The organism is Pseudomonas pichavaramensis, assembly GCF_050473265.1.
Lineage (GTDB): Bacteria > Pseudomonadota > Gammaproteobacteria > Pseudomonadales > Pseudomonadaceae > Aquipseudomonas.
In genome coordinates this window covers 738,787-754,749 of sequence record NZ_JBJKFJ010000001.1, presented here as the reverse complement: position 1 = coordinate 754,749, position 15,963 = coordinate 738,787, and the positions used below count along the sequence as shown (strand labels likewise).

Genomic DNA, 15,963 nt, shown 5'->3' with positions numbered 1-15,963 from the left:
GATGACAATGATCAATAGTGCAAAAGAATGCTTGCCATGAATCATCATCAACGTGCTCAAACGTTGCCGGAACTACTCATCACGCTGAGTGTTCTCGCCATATTGCTGGCTTTCGTCACTCCCTCAGTTAGCAGCATGCTACAGAGAAACCGGCACGTGAGCGAAATCAACCAGTTACATAGCAGCATCAACTACGCTCGAGGCATGGCGATTCGTACCGGAACGATGATAAGCATATGCTCTGGAGAGAATACCTGCGTCGACTCCCGCCGCTGGCAGGGCAAACTTTTAATATTCATCGATATCGACGGAAATGGAAGCTTCAATAACAGAGACCTGCTTTTAAAGGTCGTGGATATCGATCCGCGCCACAGTTGGGAGTGGACAAATTTTCGCAGGCGTTCTTACCTGAGCTTTCGCCCAAATGGAATGACCCACAGCCTAAACGGTACGTTTACCCTTTGCGATGGCGATAGCGCGATTCGCGGTATCGTGATCAACATCACAGGCAGGGCCAAATCGAGCGACCAAGCCGATCCACAAAGGTGCGGAGGATAGCCGTTCAGCCCGACGAAGCGACCAAATGTCTCCGTGTGCTTCATCTTGAAAAGAAGCCCTGCAATGCTCTGCTGATCGACAATTCCGGAATCGGTCATGCATTACTCAAGAGCGTTCACCTTGATAGAACTCATGGTTACTCTCGCCGTGCTGGCAGTAGTCATCAGCCTTGCTGCACCCTCATTTAGCAATATGCTGCAGGAGAACCGCCTATCCGCCCTGACTAATGAGCTTCAGGGCGCACTGCAGCTTGCTCGGTCCGAAGCAGTAAAACGTCGTGCGAATGTCGCCATTTGTCGCAGCAATGCCGACCACGACGACTGTGAAAACGGTACGAACTGGGCTGGTGGGTGGTTGATGATGACTGGAAATGACGTTCTCAAGGTTTGGGATCCTGTACAGGGGGTTGTGGTGACAGGACCAAACACCGGAATCATTTTCAGAAGCAACGGTATGACAACCGCAGCGCCGGGCACTGATGAAGATTGGACCGTCACACACTCCAACTGCACCGGCCAACAGAAGCGAACCCTATCTGTAAGTGCAACCGGCAGCACCACCCTAGAAAAAGGCGCCTGCGAATGACCAACAAGCATCCCAGACATCAAAAGGGAGCGACCCTGATAGAGGTCCTTATTGCAGTGGTCGTTTTATCCATCGGATTGCTAGGTCTGGCCGGCCTACAAGTTACAAGCGTCCAGAGTAACCACAGTGCCTATCAGCGCTCACAAGCAACCCTCTTGGCCTATGACTTGGCCGACCGCATGCGGGCTAACCGTACGCAAGCCTTGACCAACGATTACCTGATCGATTACCCAACTTCATCCAGCACTAACTCTGTAACTGGTACACAGGCGGCGAAAGATATAGCCGAATGGCTCAACAACCTCGCGCTCAAACTACCGGAAGGCACCGGCAAAGTAGAGAAAGACGGCTCGATGGTGATAATCCACGTGCGCTGGAACGACAACCGCGGACGCATCGCTAAAAGTGATGCTGCAGCAAGTGATCCAGAAGTGTTTACCTACCGGACGGAAATATGACTCGTACCCTCCCAAACAAACAGTCCGGTCTCTCACTGGTTGAGTTGATGATTGCCATTACTCTCAGCTTGCTACTGATAGCTGGCGTCCTACAAATCTTCCTATCCAGCAAACAAACTTACAGCACGAACAACGCACTTTCTCGCGTCCAAGAAAGCGGCAGATTTGCTATAGATTTCTTGACATATGACATACGCAATGCCGGCTATAAAGGCCAATGCATGGGGGAGCCCAATAATATGTTGGACACCTCAGACGATCTTTTTGACTTGAACGATCCGATAGAAGGTTGGGATAACGAAGCCCCCTCTCACCTCGATGAGCAGAACGTAGTAGAAAACACAGATGTATTACTTCTGAAGCTCGCCACCGGACTGGGAGACTTCGTTGCTGATGGTGGTAACGATACCGGCCAACCTAGAATCGACGTAGACCCAGAACAAAGCGGCACCAACGGGACTGGTATTCCAGCAGGCACCATAACTCTCGTCTCAGACGCACTGGGTTGTGACATATTCCAGAACACCACCGACGACAGTGCCAATGTTCTACAACAGAGCGGAGGCAATGTAACTCCGGGCAATAAAAACCCACCCGGCGGACCAGACAAAGAATACTGGAGCCATAATTACACCGGAGAGATGGAAATATTGACGCTTCAAAATGCAATTTATTATTTGCAAGAGAACAATGGTCGACCACCATCGCTAGCTCGAAAGCGCTTACAGGTCTCTGGCACCACTTCAAATTTCATATCTGAGGAGCTCGTAGACGGGATCCAAGACATGCAAATCACCTACGGCATTGCTGGTATCAACAGACAGGTCACCGATTACATTGATGCTGGCGAAGTAAGCAATTGGGACAATGTGGTCTCAGTTCGTATCGAGCTACTAGTCGTCAGCCCAGATACCAACGTTGTCAGCGAAGATCAGGTTATCGCATTCAATGGTGCTGACGTCACCATAGCAAACCGCCGCCTGGCTCAAGTATTTTCTACCACCATCGGTGTTCGGAACCGCCTGCCATGAACCACATCGCAGTTGTTAGAAAACCAAAGCATCAACGTGGAGCTGTCTTGATCGTCGCATTGATCATGCTTCTCTTACTAACAATCATTGGATTAAGCAGCATGCGCGGCACGTCCTTACAAGAAAACATGGCTAGCAACATGCGTGACAGCAACCTGTCACTACAGGCATCGGAGGCCGCGCTACGCAAAGGTGAAGAAGAAGTAACCTCAAAGTTTCTGGACGGTACACTTAGCAGCCTAGAAACGGCAGACCTTACTGGCAGCTACGATGACTTCCCAGGGACAAGCAAGGACCCGGAGTACACCATTACCCTGCTAGCAAAGATTAGAACCAGTACCGAAGCAGGCGCTCCTATCGATGAAGAAGGAGCCATAGTCCGCGTTGAGTCTGACGGTTACGGCCTCAATGTTAACGACGATAACGCCCCCACATCACAAACACAACTTCGCTCCACCTTTTTGGTCGAGCAATAAGACGCTATTGCCGATCATTTTACCCACGGAGCCCTGTCATGAACTCCAGCCATACCATTTCAAATATAGTAAAAGCCAAAGCCAGCTTCATCATCTCAATGTGCATTGCGTTTGCGGCAACACCTAGCCATGCCGAAATTTCCCAAACACCTCTACTACTAGGGGGCGGCGGCGTGCCAGGAAATCTAGCACTAGTGCCCTCAGTCGAGTATCCAACAGTAATTTCTGTGGCAAATACCGGAAGGTACATACCCGCCAATACATATGTAGGCTACTTCAACTCTGCCAAGTGCTATGTCTACGATCAGACCAATGAATGGTTCGTACCTGACACTAATGCTTCGAACCATACTTGTTCTGGCAATAGACAATGGAGTGGAAACTTCCTCAACTGGGCTGCAACACCAACCATCGATCCATTTCGCAGCGCGCTCACCGGTGGCTATCGAGTTATAGACACAACCGCACAAACAGTTCTACAGAAAGCTCGCCATACGGGTGAAGACACTTTTGGTAATCGCATGACCGATGGCCAAGGCAGAATCGATGCTACAGATATCACTGGAGCCACACCCGTAAAGAGTGACTGGACCAACTTTTACATTCGTCTCCAAGGCATGGGGACAGATATGCTCTTCTCGAACTGGAACGATGGCATAGGAGGCGGAGGTTCGACTGGAGAAAAAACCCAGGAATGGGTTCCCTATACCCCGAATAACTCTGCCCAATGGGACAACAATAGACTACGTACCGCATACACTCCCTCAGGCACCAATCAGGTAAAAAGTGTCTACCGGGTAAGAATACGAGTCAAGGTATGTGATCCGAGCAAAGGCCTAGAAGCCAACTGCGAGCGCTATCCAAATGGGCAGTACAAACCTGTCGGATTGCTTCAGCAAAACTCTGCGACGCTACGCTACAGCGTTTTCGGCTACCTTAACGATGACAATATACGCCGAGACGGCGGGGTATTAAGAGCACAGCAAAAATTTATTGGCCCCGATGCAGCCCGCCCCGAGTGGGACGCAAACACTGGCATCTTCATCCAAAACCCTGAAAACATCACCAGCGCATTGGGAAGAACAATCAGCAACAGCGGCGTAATAAATTATCTTAATAAATTTGGCGAACTCAACACCAATACACACAAATATTACGACCCTGTAAGCGAGCTGTATTATACCGCGATACGCTACTTCAAGAACCAAGGTAATGTTGCAGCGTACACCACTGCTAGCCCGGCTCACAATCCCAACCCAAGTAATTCCACACTGGATCGCTGGCACGACAACTTCCCTGTAATCACCAACTGGAATGATCCCATTCAATATGCTTGCCAGAAAAATGTGCTGCTTGGTATCGGTGACGTCAATACCCACCGAGACAAGAATCTACCCGGAAATACCAATATGTCCGAGGAGCCCGCGAGACCAGCAGAGGTAAGTGCTGACAACACTATTAACGTCGTAACAGCCACCCAAAAAGTTGCACAACTTGAGGGCATTACGATAAACACAGAGTTTACTGGGCGCAACAACTCTGCATACATGGTTGGTCTTGCCTACGATGCAAATACAAAAGACATTCGTCCAGACTTTGCTGGCGACCAGACCGTGTCTACCTACTGGGTCGATGTCCGTGAAGGCGGAACCTTGGCAGGCCGCGCTCGGAATCAGTATTGGCTAGCAGCCAAATATGGTGGTTTTAAGGTACCAGAAGACTTTGGCAACCCATACGAACGCACAGATCCACTTGAAGTGGACTGGTGGAGAACCACCACCGATATGCTCTCTACAAACGACCCACGCCCCGATAATTTTTTCGTCGCCAGTGACGCCACCAATATGGTGGAAAGTTTGAGAAGAGCGTTTGCACAAATTTCAAAGGAAGTTCAAAGCACTACGGCCTCTTTGGCTACCAACTCTACCCGCCTCGAAACAGATACCGCGGTATTTCAGTCTCTCCTAGACAACCGTTATTGGAGTGGCGACCTGTTAGCTCGGCGCGTGAGTAACGATGGCACGGTAGAGGCTGATGAAGCCTGGAAGGCAGCAGCAAAACTCGACAACCAGAGTTCCCGAAACATATTCACTATCACTCCAGCCACCATAGCTGGCTCCTCTGACGAGCTTATAGCCAGCAGCGGTATCAATTTCGACTGGGGTAGTCTTCCCAGCAGCCTGCAAGACTTGCTGACCCGACCAACTGATACCGGCAATATAAACGGCGCTAATAGGTTGTCTTACTTACGTGGTGACCGAACGTTCGAAATCACCACTGACGACCGCACTAAGCCGTTCCGGCAACGCGGCAGTCTTCTGGGCGACATCGTGAACTCTGACCCACAGTTCATCCATAAACAGGACTTTGGCTACTCGCGCTTGAGCTGGAATAATGGCTCAATCGGTTCGGCCTATATCAATTTCCGCTCAGGTAGCAGTTATCAGAACCGCACCCCCATGGTGATCGTGGGCGCCAACGACGGCATGCTGCACGGATTCGACGCGCGCGTCGGCAATAGTTCCGAGACTAATGGCGGCGATGAACTCTTCGCCTATGTGCCCAACAGCGTTTTTAGGAATCTGATTAATCTGACGGATCCTGCTTACTCTCATCGTTATTATGTTGATGGCACACCACGCGTCTCCGACGTTTATATAAACGGCTGGAAGACCATGGTAGTCGGCACTACTGGCGCCGGAGGCAAAAGCGTTTTCGCACTAGACATTACAGATCCCAGCAGCATGAACGCCAGCAAGGTTATGTGGGAGTTCAGCCATCCTGATATGGGTTACACCATGGGACAACCGGCACTGGTCGCCCTTCCTAACGAAAAATTTGGTGTTATCGTCAGCAGCGGGTATCACGATAGCGCACCGACCAATGGAAAACTTTGGATTCTCGATGCAGCTGATGGCAGTATTATTCGCCAAATCACCTTGCCAACTACTGGAAATTTGGGCTCGCCTTTAGCTTCAGACACTAATTTCGATATGGTCGCAGACCGTGTCTATGTAGCAGATACATTAGGAAACCTCTGGAGAATCGATCTCAACGGCAGCAACCCATCCAGCTGGGACACTCCTAACAGCCTAGGAAATAACCCACTTTTTATTGCTAAGGACAGTAGTGGTAACCGTCAAGCAATCACTGCACCACTATCATCAGCATTCAATGATAAGAATGAACATATGGTATTGTTCGGTACTGGTAGTTTCTACCAAATCGGAGATAATGAAATACCGGACGACCCTTCAGTCGATACCTTTTACGGTATCATTGACAGGGGAGCACCTATCGATGGTCGAGGCTCCCTGCTTAAACAAGCAGTAATCAAAGAAGATACTGTAAATGGGAATAATGTCCGTGCGATTACGAATAACGCATTAACTACTGAGACTGGCTGGTATCTTGATCTCGGCTGGCTGGAAGGTACAGGTGCAACTGGCGCCAAAGGCGAGCGGGTTATTGCCAAAGCAACGCTGCGTACCGATCGAGTGATCTTCACCACCATGACACCTTCAGCCGATCCCTGCGCAGCCGGGGGTACGAGCTTTATCATGGCCATGAACCTGTCGAGCGGCTCGCGCTTGAACTATGTCTACTTTGACACAAGCGGCGACGGTAAACTGGATAACGACGATACATTTAGCGCCGGCAATGACAACATTCCGTGGTCAGGTATCTCAGATGATGATGATGGTGTTATCAAAGGCGTGAGCACTCTCTACAAATGGCTGTGCTTTGCCGACTCTAGCGGCGGCACACCTCAATGTATACCTGTTGCAGGATCACAGCGTTTTGGTCGCCACTCATGGCGTGAAGTGAGGAATAACTGATGCTTGGTAAACTTACGGGCAGCTCTAGTCTTGGTCGCAGGACTTCAGGCTTCACTCTGATCGAAGTAATGATTGTGGTGGCAATCATCGGCATCATTGCCGCCATTGCTTACCCGTCTTATCAGGAACACGTCCGCAAAACCAAGCGCGCCGATGCTCAAGCGGCGTTGATGGAGCTCTCGCAGTTCATGGAGAGGTTCTACACAGCCAACGGTAGATATCTGAAATCGGATGATAGTGCGCCAGACCTCCCCTTCGGTGAGGCGCCAAAAGATGGAGGAAATAAGTCTTACGACCTCGCGTTTGCTGAAAATACCCCCACAGCAAATAGCTATATACTTGAGGCAACTCCGAAGGGCTCCATGGCAAGCGATAGCTGCGGAACCTTGACGTTGAGCAATACAGGAGCGAAGGGCCAAGCTGACGGCGCAACACTTGCAGACTGCTGGCGGCGTTAAGATATAAAAAAGGTCGGCTACGCCGACCTTTTTTCATTTCGTCAGAAGGCGCTATAGGGCCTTCACCCTCAACTCCTTCGGCATGGAGAACGTCACATTCTCCGGCCGCCCTTCCAGCTCGCTCTCCTCGCTCGCTCCCCAGGCACGCAGTTGTTCCACCACGCCACGTACCAGCACCTCCGGAGCCGAGGCGCCGGCGGTGATGCCTACACCAGCAACACCGTCAAACCACTCGGACTTCAGGTCTTCGGCGCCGTCGATCAGGTAAGCGGGCGTTCCCATGCGCTCGGCAAGTTCGCGCAGGCGGTTGGAGTTGGAGCTGTTGGGGCTGCCGACCACTAGTAGCACGTCGCACTCGCTGGCCAGCTGTTTGACCGCGTCCTGACGGTTCTGCGTGGCGTAGCAGATGTCGTCCTTGCGCGGGCCGCCGATGGCAGGAAACTTGCCGCGAAGGGCGTCGATCACCTTGCTGGTGTCGTCCATCGACAACGTAGTCTGAGTAACGAACGCTAGGTTCTCCGGATTGCGGACCTCCAATTCGGCGACGTCCGCCTCATCCTCTACCAGGTAGATAGCGCCGCCGTTGCTGGCGTCGTACTGGCCCATGGTGCCCTCGACTTCTGGGTGGCCTTCGTGGCCAATGAGAATGCATTCACGGCCCTCGCGGCTGTAGCGCACCACTTCCATATGTACCTTGGTCACCAGCGGGCAGGTGGCATCGAAGACCTTGAGACCTCGATTGGCAGCCTCGTCACGAACCGCTTTGGATACACCGTGAGCGCTGAAGATGACGATGACGTCGTCCGGCACCTGATCCAGCTCTTCGACGAATACCGCGCCACGAGCACGCAGGTCTTCGACCACGAACTTGTTGTGTACCACTTCATGCCGCACATAGATGGGCGGGCCGAACACTTCCAGGGCGCGGTTGACGATTTCGATGGCGCGGTCGACACCGGCGCAGAAGCCACGGGGATTGGCGAGTTTGATATGCATACAAGGCGTCTCGCGATAAAACGAAGGATCGGCACAAGGTACTTGAGTGATCCCGAAAGTCGCAGCCTGCGCGGAATACGCGCAGGCTGCAAGAAGAGCTCGCGGCTGAAGCCGCTCCTACAGGGTCAGCACGACCGGTTAGAGCGCTTTGACCTCGATGATCTCCACGTCGAACTGCAGCACCTTGCCAGCCAGCGGGTGGTTGAAGTCGATGGTGACCTGAGCGTCGTCGAAGGCTTTGACCACACCCGGTAACTCGGTATTGGCAGCATCATTGAAGATAACCAGCAAGCCTTCGGACAGCTCCATGCCCTCGAACTGACTACGTGGCATGACCTGCACGTTCTGCGGGTTGGGCTGGCCGAAGCCCTGCTCCGGCTGCACCTGCACACTGCGCTTGTCGCCGGCCTTGAAGCCGTACAGCGCCTGCTCGAAGCCCGGCAGCAGGTTGCCGTCGCCGACCTTGAAGGTGGCCGGCTGCTTGTCGAACGTGCTGTCGACGACATCGCCGTTTTCCAGCTTGAGGGCAAAATGCAGGGTGACCTCGCGATCCGGGCCAATGCGTACATCTGTCATTGCGTAGCCTCCTTCGCGGACTTGTCGCTCTTGAACATATCCAGTGCCAACAGGATGGCGCCGAGGGTGATGAAGGTGTCAGCCAGGTTGAACGCCGGGAAAAACCAGCGGCTCTGCCAGTGCACCAGGATGAAGTCGACTACATGGCCGAGCACCACGCGGTCGTACAGGTTACCCAGCGCACCACCCAGGACCATGGCCAGGGCTACGGCCAGCAGTGTTTCATGACGCTTGAGGCGCTTGAGCCAGACCATCAACACACCGCTGACGACGATGGCGATGGCGGCGAAGAACCAGCGCTGCCAGCCATCGGCATCAGCCAGGAAGCTGAATGCCGCACCGGTGTTGTAGGCCAGGGTCCAGTCGAAGTAACCCGGAATGACTTCGATGCGCTGATACATGCTCAAGCCACCTTCGAAGATGTCCTTGGTCAGGCGGTCAACGATGAAGATCAGCAGGCTCAACAGCAGCCAGGGGAGCTTGCCGAGATTGGCAATCATAGGAGGTATTCCTCAGGCATGAAGCAGGCAAAGTGATCTCCCTCTCCCGCTTGCGGGAGAGGGCTGGGAAGAGGGAGCAACCAACGCCCCTCTCCCCCAGCCCCTCTCCCATTTATGGGAGAGGGGAGCAAAAACGCCTCAGGCATGCTTGCGCACCTCGCCGTCACCCTCGATATTGCTCACACAGCGGCTGCACAGCTCCGGGTGCGCAGCGTGGCTGCCGACGTCGGCACGCAGGTGCCAGCAGCGGCCACACTTGGCATGTGCGGATTTGACGATCTTCAGCTTCAGGCCCGGGACCTCGGTAGCTACGGCATCGGCCGGCGCATCGGCCAGAGGTGCAGTAGCGGCGGCCGAGGTGATCAGAGCGAAGCGCAGCTCGTCACCGAGCTTGGCCAGATCGCCACTCAACGCGTCATCACTGAACAGAGTGACTTCCGCCTGCAGGCTGGCGCCGATGGTCTTGCTCGCACGCATGGCCTCCAGCTCCTTGTTGACCGCGCCTTTGACGTCCATCACGCGCTGCCAATATGCCTGATCCAGCTCGAAACCTTCGGGCAGACGGGCCAGGCGCTCGTACCAGGTGGCCAGCATCACCGACTCGGCGCGCTCGCCCGGCAGGAACTGCCAGATTTCCTCGGCGGTGAAGGCCAGGATCGGCGCCACCCAGCGCACCAGCGCCTCGCTGATATGGTACAGCGCGCTCTGGCAGGAGCGACGGGCGACGCTGTCCGGCGCCGTGGTGTACTGGCGGTCCTTGATGATGTCCAGGTAGAAACCGCCCAGCTCCTGCACGCAGAAGTTGTGCACCTTGGAGTAGACGTTCCAGAAGCGGTATTCGCTGTAGGCCTCGGTCAGCTCGTCCTGCAGGCGCGCGGTGGCGTCCACCGCCCAGCGGTCGAGGTCGAGCATCTGCTCGGGCTGCAGCAGGTCCTTGGCCGGGTCGAAGCCGTTGAGGTTGGCCAGCATGAAGCGCGCGGTGTTACGGATACGGCGATAGGCATCGGCGCTGCGCTGCAGGATCTGGTCGGAAACCGCCATCTCGCCGGAGTAGTCGGTCGAGGCGACCCACAGACGCAGGATATCGGCGCCCATGCTGTCGATGACTTTCTGCGGCGCCACCACGTTGCCAAGCGACTTGGACTGCTTGCGGCCCTGCTCGTCGACGGTGAAACCGTGGGTCAGCAGTTCCTTGTACGGCGCATGGCCGTCGATGGCGCAACCGGTCAGCAGCGAGGAATGGAACCAGCCACGGTGCTGGTCGGAACCCTCCAGGTACAGATCGGCCACCGGGCCATCGGCATGCGCCAGCTCTGCGTGGGAGCCACGCAGCACGTGCCAGTGAGTGGTGCCGGAGTCGAACCATACGTCCAGGGTGTCGCGGCTCTTGTCGTACTGGTCGGCCTCGGCGCCCAGCAGCTCGGCGGCGTCGAGCTTGAACCAGGCCTCGATGCCCTCCTGCTCGACGCGCTTGGCCACTTCTTCCATCAGCTCGACGGTACGCGGATGCAGCTCGCCGCTTTCCTTGTGGGTGAAGAACGGAATCGGCACGCCCCAGTTGCGCTGACGCGAGATGCACCAGTCCGGACGACCGGCGATCATGCTGTGCAGACGCGCCTGGCCCCAGGCCGGAACGAATTTGGTTTCTTCGATGGCCGCCAGGGAGCGCTCACGCAGGGTGCCGCCCTCTTTCGGCTGGCTGTCCATGCCGACGAACCACTGCGCGGTGGCGCGATAGATCAGCGGCGTCTTGTGACGCCAGCAGTGCATGTAGCTGTGGCTGATGGTGGCGTGCTTGAGCAGCGCACCGACTTCTTCCAGCTTGGCGACGATGGCCGGGTTGGCCTTCCAGATGAACTGGCCGCCGAACAGCGGCAGCGACTCGGCATACACGCCGTTGCTCTGCACCGGGTTGAGGATGTCGTCGTTGCTCATGCCGTACGCCTTGCAGGTACGGAAGTCGTCCTCGCCGTAGGCGGGCGCGGAGTGGACGATACCGGTACCGGCGCCCAGCTCGACGTACTCGGCCAGGTAGATCGGCGACAGACGCTCATACAGCGGGTGGCGGAAGTTGATCAGCTCCAGCGCGGAGCCCGCGGCGGTGGCGATGACCTGCCCCTCGACGCCGTAGCGCTGCAGGCAGCTCTCGACCATTTCCTCGGCCAGCAGCAGCAGGCGCTCGCCGGTATCAACCAGCGCGTAGGTGAATTCCGGGTGGACGTTGAGCGCCTGGTTGGCCGGAATGGTCCACGGCGTGGTGGTCCAGATGACGATGGCGGCCGGCTTGCTCAGGCTGGCCAGACCGAAGGCGGCGGCCAGCTTGTCGGCATCGGCAACCGGGAAGGCAACGTCGATGGCTTCGGACTTCTTGTCCATGTACTCGACTTCGGCCTCGGCCAGGGCCGAACCGCAATCAAAGCAGAAGTTGACCGGCTTGAGGCCCTTGAACACGAAACCGTTCTTGACCATCTCGGCCAGGGCGCGGATTTCACCGGCCTCATTGGCGAAGTTCATGGTCAGGTACGGGTTGTTCCAGTCGCCCAGCACACCGAGGCGGACGAAACCGGCCTTCTGCTCTTCGATCTGCTCGGCAGCGTAGGCACGGCAGCGCTCGCGGGTCAGGTCGGCCGGCTGGTTCTTGCCGAAGGTGGTCTCCACCTTGTGCTCGATCGGCAGGCCGTGGCAGTCCCAGCCCGGCACGTACGGCGCATCGAAGCCGGCCATGGTCTTGGAGCGGGTGATGATGTCCTTGAGGATCTTGTTCAGCGCATGGCCGATGTGGATGCTGCCGTTGGCATAGGGGGGGCCATCGTGCAGGACGAATTTCGGGCGCGTCTCACCGGCCTTGCGCAGCTTCTCGTACAGACCAATATCAATCCAGCGCTGCAGGGTCTGCGGCTCGCGTTGCGGCAGGCCAGCCTTCATCGGGAAGGGGGTATCGGGCAGGTTCAGCGTGGCTTTGTAATCGGTCATGTCGGGCTCTTCATCAGCGGTTGGCGCTGCCAGTGGTCGCGGGCAGCGGCAATGTCGGCCGCAATGGCCGTCTTCAGTGCCTCGAGCGAGGCGAAACGCTGCTCATCACGCAGCTTGTGGTGGAAAGCCACCGAGAGACGCCGGCCATACAGATCGCCGGCAAAATCCAGAAGGTGCACTTCCAGATGGGCGCTGCCGTCGCCGGCAACGCTGGGGCGCACGCCGATATTGGCGACGCCCGGTTGAATCACGCCATCGATTGCACAGCTCACCAGGTAGACCCCGGTCAGCGGCACCTTGCGCCGCTTGAGCTGAACGTTGGCAGTGGGGGCATTCAGTTGGCGGCCGAGTTTCTGTCCATGCAGGACCCGCCCGGCGATGCGGAATGGACGGCCCAGTAACGCCTCGGCCAGGTCGAAGTCGCCATCGGCCAGCGCCTGGCGTACGCGAGTACTGCTGACCCGGCCACCACGCACCTCGACGGTGGTCGAGGCATCGACACTGAAGCCGTGGCGCAGACCAGCCGCCTTGAGAAACTCGAAGTCACCGGCCCGGTCGCAACCGAAGCGGAAATCGTCGCCGATCTCCAGGTCCTTGACCTTGAGTCCATCGACCAGCACGCGCTGCACGAACTCGGCCGCCGACAACTCACGTAGCCGGCGATTGAAGGCCAGGCATAGCACCATGTCGACGCCTTCGGCAGCCAGCAGGGCGAGCTTGTCGCGCAAGCGGGTCAGGCGCGCCGGTGCGGTATCCGGGCCGAAGAACTCACGCGGTTGCGGCTCGAAGATCACCACACAGCTGGGCACGGCCAATTCCGCGGCGCGCTCGCGCAGGCGCGCCAGAATGGCCTGGTGCCCACGATGAACGCCGTCGAAATTACCGATGGTGACCACACAGCCCCGCGCCTGGGGCTGCAGGTTATGAAGACCTCGAACCAGCTGCATAGCACGCTTCTTGTTCACAAAGTGGCCGATTATACGCACAGCAGGCCATGCACAACAGGCGTCAAAGCGCCCGCCGGGCAAAGTCGCGCGGACGAAATCCCAGCAACAGCAACATGCCGAAGTAGGTGATCAGGCCAGCGACCACCAGCCCCGCAAGGCGCAACAGACGCAACGGCATCTCGCCATCAGCCCAGGCCGGCATGACCTGCAGCAACGCCAGGAGCACCGCGACCATGGCCGCCACGGCCACTACCAGCTTGAGCAGAAACACGCCCCAACCCGGCAATGGCTGGAAGATATCGGCGCGGCGCAGTTGCCAGTAAAGCAAGCCGGCATTGAGGCAGGCGGCCAGGCTGATCGCCAGCGCCAGGCCGGCGTGCGCCAGCGGGCCAACCAGCGCCAGGTTCATCAGTTGGGTGAACACCAGAGTCACCACGGCGATCTTCACCGGCGTCTTGATGTTCTGCTGCGCATAGAAGCCTGGCGCGAGGATCTTCACCAGAATGATGCCGAGCAGACCAATGGAGTAGGCGATCAGCGCCTGCTGGGTCATCAGGGCGTCGGTGGCGGTGAACTTGCCGTACTGGAACAGCGACACGGTCAGCGGTTCGGCCAGCACCGCCAGCGCCAGCGCGCTGGGCAGAACCAGCAGGAAACACAGGCGCAACCCCCAGTCGAGCAGACGCCGGTACTCGTCACGGTCACGACTGGCGTAGGTCTTGGAAAGCGCCGGCAGGAGGATGGTGCCCAGCGCTACGCCCAGCACCCCGGAGGGCAGCTCCATCAGACGATCGGCGTAGTACATCCACGACACCGAACCGGCCACCAGGAACGAGGCGAAGATGGTGTTGATGATCAGCGAGATCTGGCTCACCGAAACGCCGAAGATCGCCGGCCCCATCTGTTTCAGCACACGCCACACGCCGGTATCACGCAGGCTCAGACGCGGCAGCACGAGCATGCCGATCTTTTTCAGGTGCGGCAGTTGCCAGAGCAACTGGGCCAGACCGCCGACCAGTACCGCCCAGCCCAGGGCCATGATCGGCGGGTCGAAATAGGGCGTCAGAAACAGCGCGAAGACGATCATGCTGACGTTGAGCAGTGTCGGCACGAAGGCCGGTACCGAGAAACGGTTCCAGGTATTGAGAATCGCGCCGGCCAGCGAGGAAAGAGAGATCAGCAATATATAAGGAAAGGTTACCCGTAGCAGGTCGACGGTGAGCTCGAAGCGCTCGGCCTCGTCGGCGAACCCCGGCGCCGAGGCCCAGACGATCCAGGGCGCGGCGAGCACGCCGATCGCCGTTACCAGCGCCAGCACCAGCGTCAGCAAGCCGGAGACATAGGCGACGAAGGTGCGCGCGGCCTCCTCCCCCTGCTGCATCTTGTACTCGGCCAGAATCGGCACGAACGCCTGGGAAAATGCCCCTTCGGCAAAGATCCGTCGCAACAGGTTAGGCAGTTTGAACGCCACGACGAAAGCATCCGACGCCACCCCGGCACCAAAGGTACGGGCGATGATGGTGTCACGCACAAAGCCCAGCACGCGGGAAACCATGGTCAGAGAGCTGACGGCAGCCAGGGATTTGAGCAGATTCATGGGGATCAGGGCTTTTCCGGACGGCGGCGAACGTGGACAATCCGCCGCTCGCAAAAGCGTCGAGTGTAGCGAGCCACCGCTGGTCAGGCCAGCAGCGAAAAGCACCCGCGGACTTGACAGCCGATAGTCATGTCGGCATGATTCGCGGCCTTAATTTGTGTAAACCCCCAGTTTTCGAGGAGCTTGACGGTGGCCAACTCACCTTCTGCCAAAAAACGCGCCAAACAGGCTGAGAAGCGCCGTAGCCATAACGCCAGCCTGCGCTCGATGGTCCGTACCTACATCAAGAACGTGGTCAAGGCTATTGCTGCCAAAGATCTCGAGCTTGCCAAGACCGCTTACACCGCAGCCGTTCCGGTCATCGACCGCATGGCTGACAAAGGCATCATCCACAAGAACAAAGCCGCTCGTCACAAGAGCCGCCTGAACGCGCACATCAAGGCGCTGGGCGAAGCTGCTGCCGCCTGATCGCGACAGGTTCTTGAAAAACCGGCCCTAGCGGCCGGTTTTTTATTGCCCGGAATTCATACGCCGCTGCTCATGAAAAATGGCCGGAAGCCATTTTCTACGTTGCTCCGCGACGCCCCACGGGGTGGCCACCACGGATGACAGGCCATAAAAAAGCCCGCACTCCCCGGGAGTGCGGGCTTTCTCATACAAGGCCCTCAGCCGCGCGCGGCCTTGATCACCTCGATATAAGGCTCGGCATTGCGCTGGTCCTGAATCAGCGCAACGAAGTCGTTGCCCTGCGCATCCGTAGCGGCAAGGTCATGGCCAGCCGCCACGAAGAAGCCCACGAAACGCTCGAAGTCATCGACGCGCAGACCACGATACGCCTTGACCAGCTTGTGCAGCGAAGGCGGCGTGGCGTCCGCCGGCTCTACCGCCAGGAACAGCTTGATCGAGTCATCGCTGATTTCTTCGCCAATCACCTGCTTTTTGTCTTTACGCATCGCCCGCTCCCGCCAG

The 15,963-nt window shown here is 57.0% G+C and carries 15 protein-coding genes; 8 read left to right on the top strand and 7 right to left on the bottom strand.

Going from position 1 to position 15,963, the window contains the following annotated elements; translation table 11 throughout:
• Nucleotides 1-36: 36 nt before the first annotated feature.
• The 7 genes from ACJRW5_RS03410 (at nt 37) to ACJRW5_RS03380 (ending at nt 7,405) form a co-directional block, all read left to right on the top strand.
• Nucleotides 37-558, top strand: coding sequence for a GspH/FimT family pseudopilin (locus tag ACJRW5_RS03410; RefSeq protein WP_484569112.1), 522 nt, complete (start codon nt 37-39; stop codon nt 556-558).
• 96 nt (nt 559-654) lie between these two features.
• A complete protein-coding gene (locus ACJRW5_RS03405; RefSeq protein ID WP_484569111.1) occupies nt 655-1,143 on the top strand; it encodes a GspH/FimT family pseudopilin in 489 nt (162 codons plus the stop codon).
• Nucleotides 1,140-1,601: a type IV pilus modification protein PilV gene (pilV, locus tag ACJRW5_RS03400; RefSeq protein ID WP_484569110.1), complete on the top strand. Its 462-nt coding sequence runs from the start codon at nt 1,140-1,142 to the stop codon at nt 1,599-1,601. Before ACJRW5_RS03405 ends, pilV begins: the two co-directional genes overlap by 4 nt.
• Nucleotides 1,598-2,632, top strand: a complete 1,035-nt coding sequence (locus ACJRW5_RS03395; protein WP_484569109.1) for a PilW family protein — start codon at nt 1,598-1,600, stop codon at nt 2,630-2,632. Before pilV ends, ACJRW5_RS03395 begins: the two co-directional genes overlap by 4 nt.
• Entirely contained in the window at nt 2,629-3,108 is a 480-nt protein-coding gene (locus tag ACJRW5_RS03390) for a pilus assembly PilX family protein (protein WP_484569108.1), read from the top strand. Before ACJRW5_RS03395 ends, ACJRW5_RS03390 begins: the two co-directional genes overlap by 4 nt.
• 38 nt (nt 3,109-3,146) lie before the next feature.
• A complete protein-coding gene (locus tag ACJRW5_RS03385; protein ID WP_484569107.1) occupies nt 3,147-6,947 on the top strand; it encodes a pilus assembly protein in 3,801 nt (1,266 codons plus the stop codon).
• Complete coding sequence (locus tag ACJRW5_RS03380) at nt 6,947-7,405, top strand: type IV pilin protein (protein WP_484569106.1); 459 nt, start codon at nt 6,947-6,949, stop codon at nt 7,403-7,405. The genes ACJRW5_RS03385 and ACJRW5_RS03380 overlap by 1 nt, the downstream gene beginning before the upstream one ends.
• A gap of 51 nt (nt 7,406-7,456) precedes the next feature.
• On the opposite strand, the gene ispH is transcribed toward ACJRW5_RS03380, so the two are convergent.
• From ispH to murJ, 6 genes are all read right to left on the bottom strand, one after another.
• On the bottom strand, nt 7,457-8,401 hold the full coding sequence (gene ispH / locus ACJRW5_RS03375; RefSeq protein ID WP_484569105.1) for a 4-hydroxy-3-methylbut-2-enyl diphosphate reductase: 945 nt from the start codon (nt 8,399-8,401) through the stop codon (nt 7,457-7,459).
• Nucleotides 8,402-8,539: 138 nt separating this feature from the next.
• The gene (locus tag ACJRW5_RS03370; protein WP_484569104.1) at nt 8,540-8,977 is read right to left on the bottom strand and encodes an FKBP-type peptidyl-prolyl cis-trans isomerase; all 438 of its coding nucleotides are present in this window, start codon (nt 8,975-8,977) and stop codon (nt 8,540-8,542) included.
• On the bottom strand, nt 8,974-9,477 hold the full coding sequence (lspA, locus tag ACJRW5_RS03365) for a signal peptidase II (protein ID WP_484569103.1): 504 nt from the start codon (nt 9,475-9,477) through the stop codon (nt 8,974-8,976). The genes ACJRW5_RS03370 and lspA overlap by 4 nt, the downstream gene beginning before the upstream one ends.
• 138 nt (nt 9,478-9,615) lie before the next feature.
• A complete protein-coding gene (gene ileS / locus ACJRW5_RS03360; RefSeq protein WP_484569102.1) occupies nt 9,616-12,450 on the bottom strand; it encodes an isoleucine--tRNA ligase in 2,835 nt (944 codons plus the stop codon).
• The gene (ribF, locus tag ACJRW5_RS03355; protein ID WP_484569101.1) at nt 12,447-13,397 is read right to left on the bottom strand and encodes a bifunctional riboflavin kinase/FAD synthetase; all 951 of its coding nucleotides are present in this window, start codon (nt 13,395-13,397) and stop codon (nt 12,447-12,449) included. Before ribF ends, ileS begins: the two co-directional genes overlap by 4 nt.
• Before the next feature lie 61 nt (nt 13,398-13,458).
• Nucleotides 13,459-14,994 carry a murein biosynthesis integral membrane protein MurJ gene (gene murJ / locus ACJRW5_RS03350; RefSeq protein WP_484569100.1) on the bottom strand — a complete coding sequence of 512 codons (1,536 nt, stop codon included), beginning with the start codon at nt 14,992-14,994 and terminating at the stop codon, nt 13,459-13,461.
• 189 nt (nt 14,995-15,183) lie between these two features.
• Between murJ and rpsT the strand changes: the two genes are divergently transcribed.
• On the top strand, nt 15,184-15,462 hold the full coding sequence (gene rpsT, locus ACJRW5_RS03345; RefSeq protein ID WP_003243036.1) for a 30S ribosomal protein S20: 279 nt from the start codon (nt 15,184-15,186) through the stop codon (nt 15,460-15,462).
• 197 nt (nt 15,463-15,659) lie between these two features.
• On the opposite strand, the gene ACJRW5_RS03340 is transcribed toward rpsT, so the two are convergent.
• On the bottom strand, nt 15,660-15,947 hold the full coding sequence (locus ACJRW5_RS03340) for a PA4642 family protein (protein WP_037046718.1): 288 nt from the start codon (nt 15,945-15,947) through the stop codon (nt 15,660-15,662).
• Nucleotides 15,948-15,963: the final 16 nt, after the last annotated feature.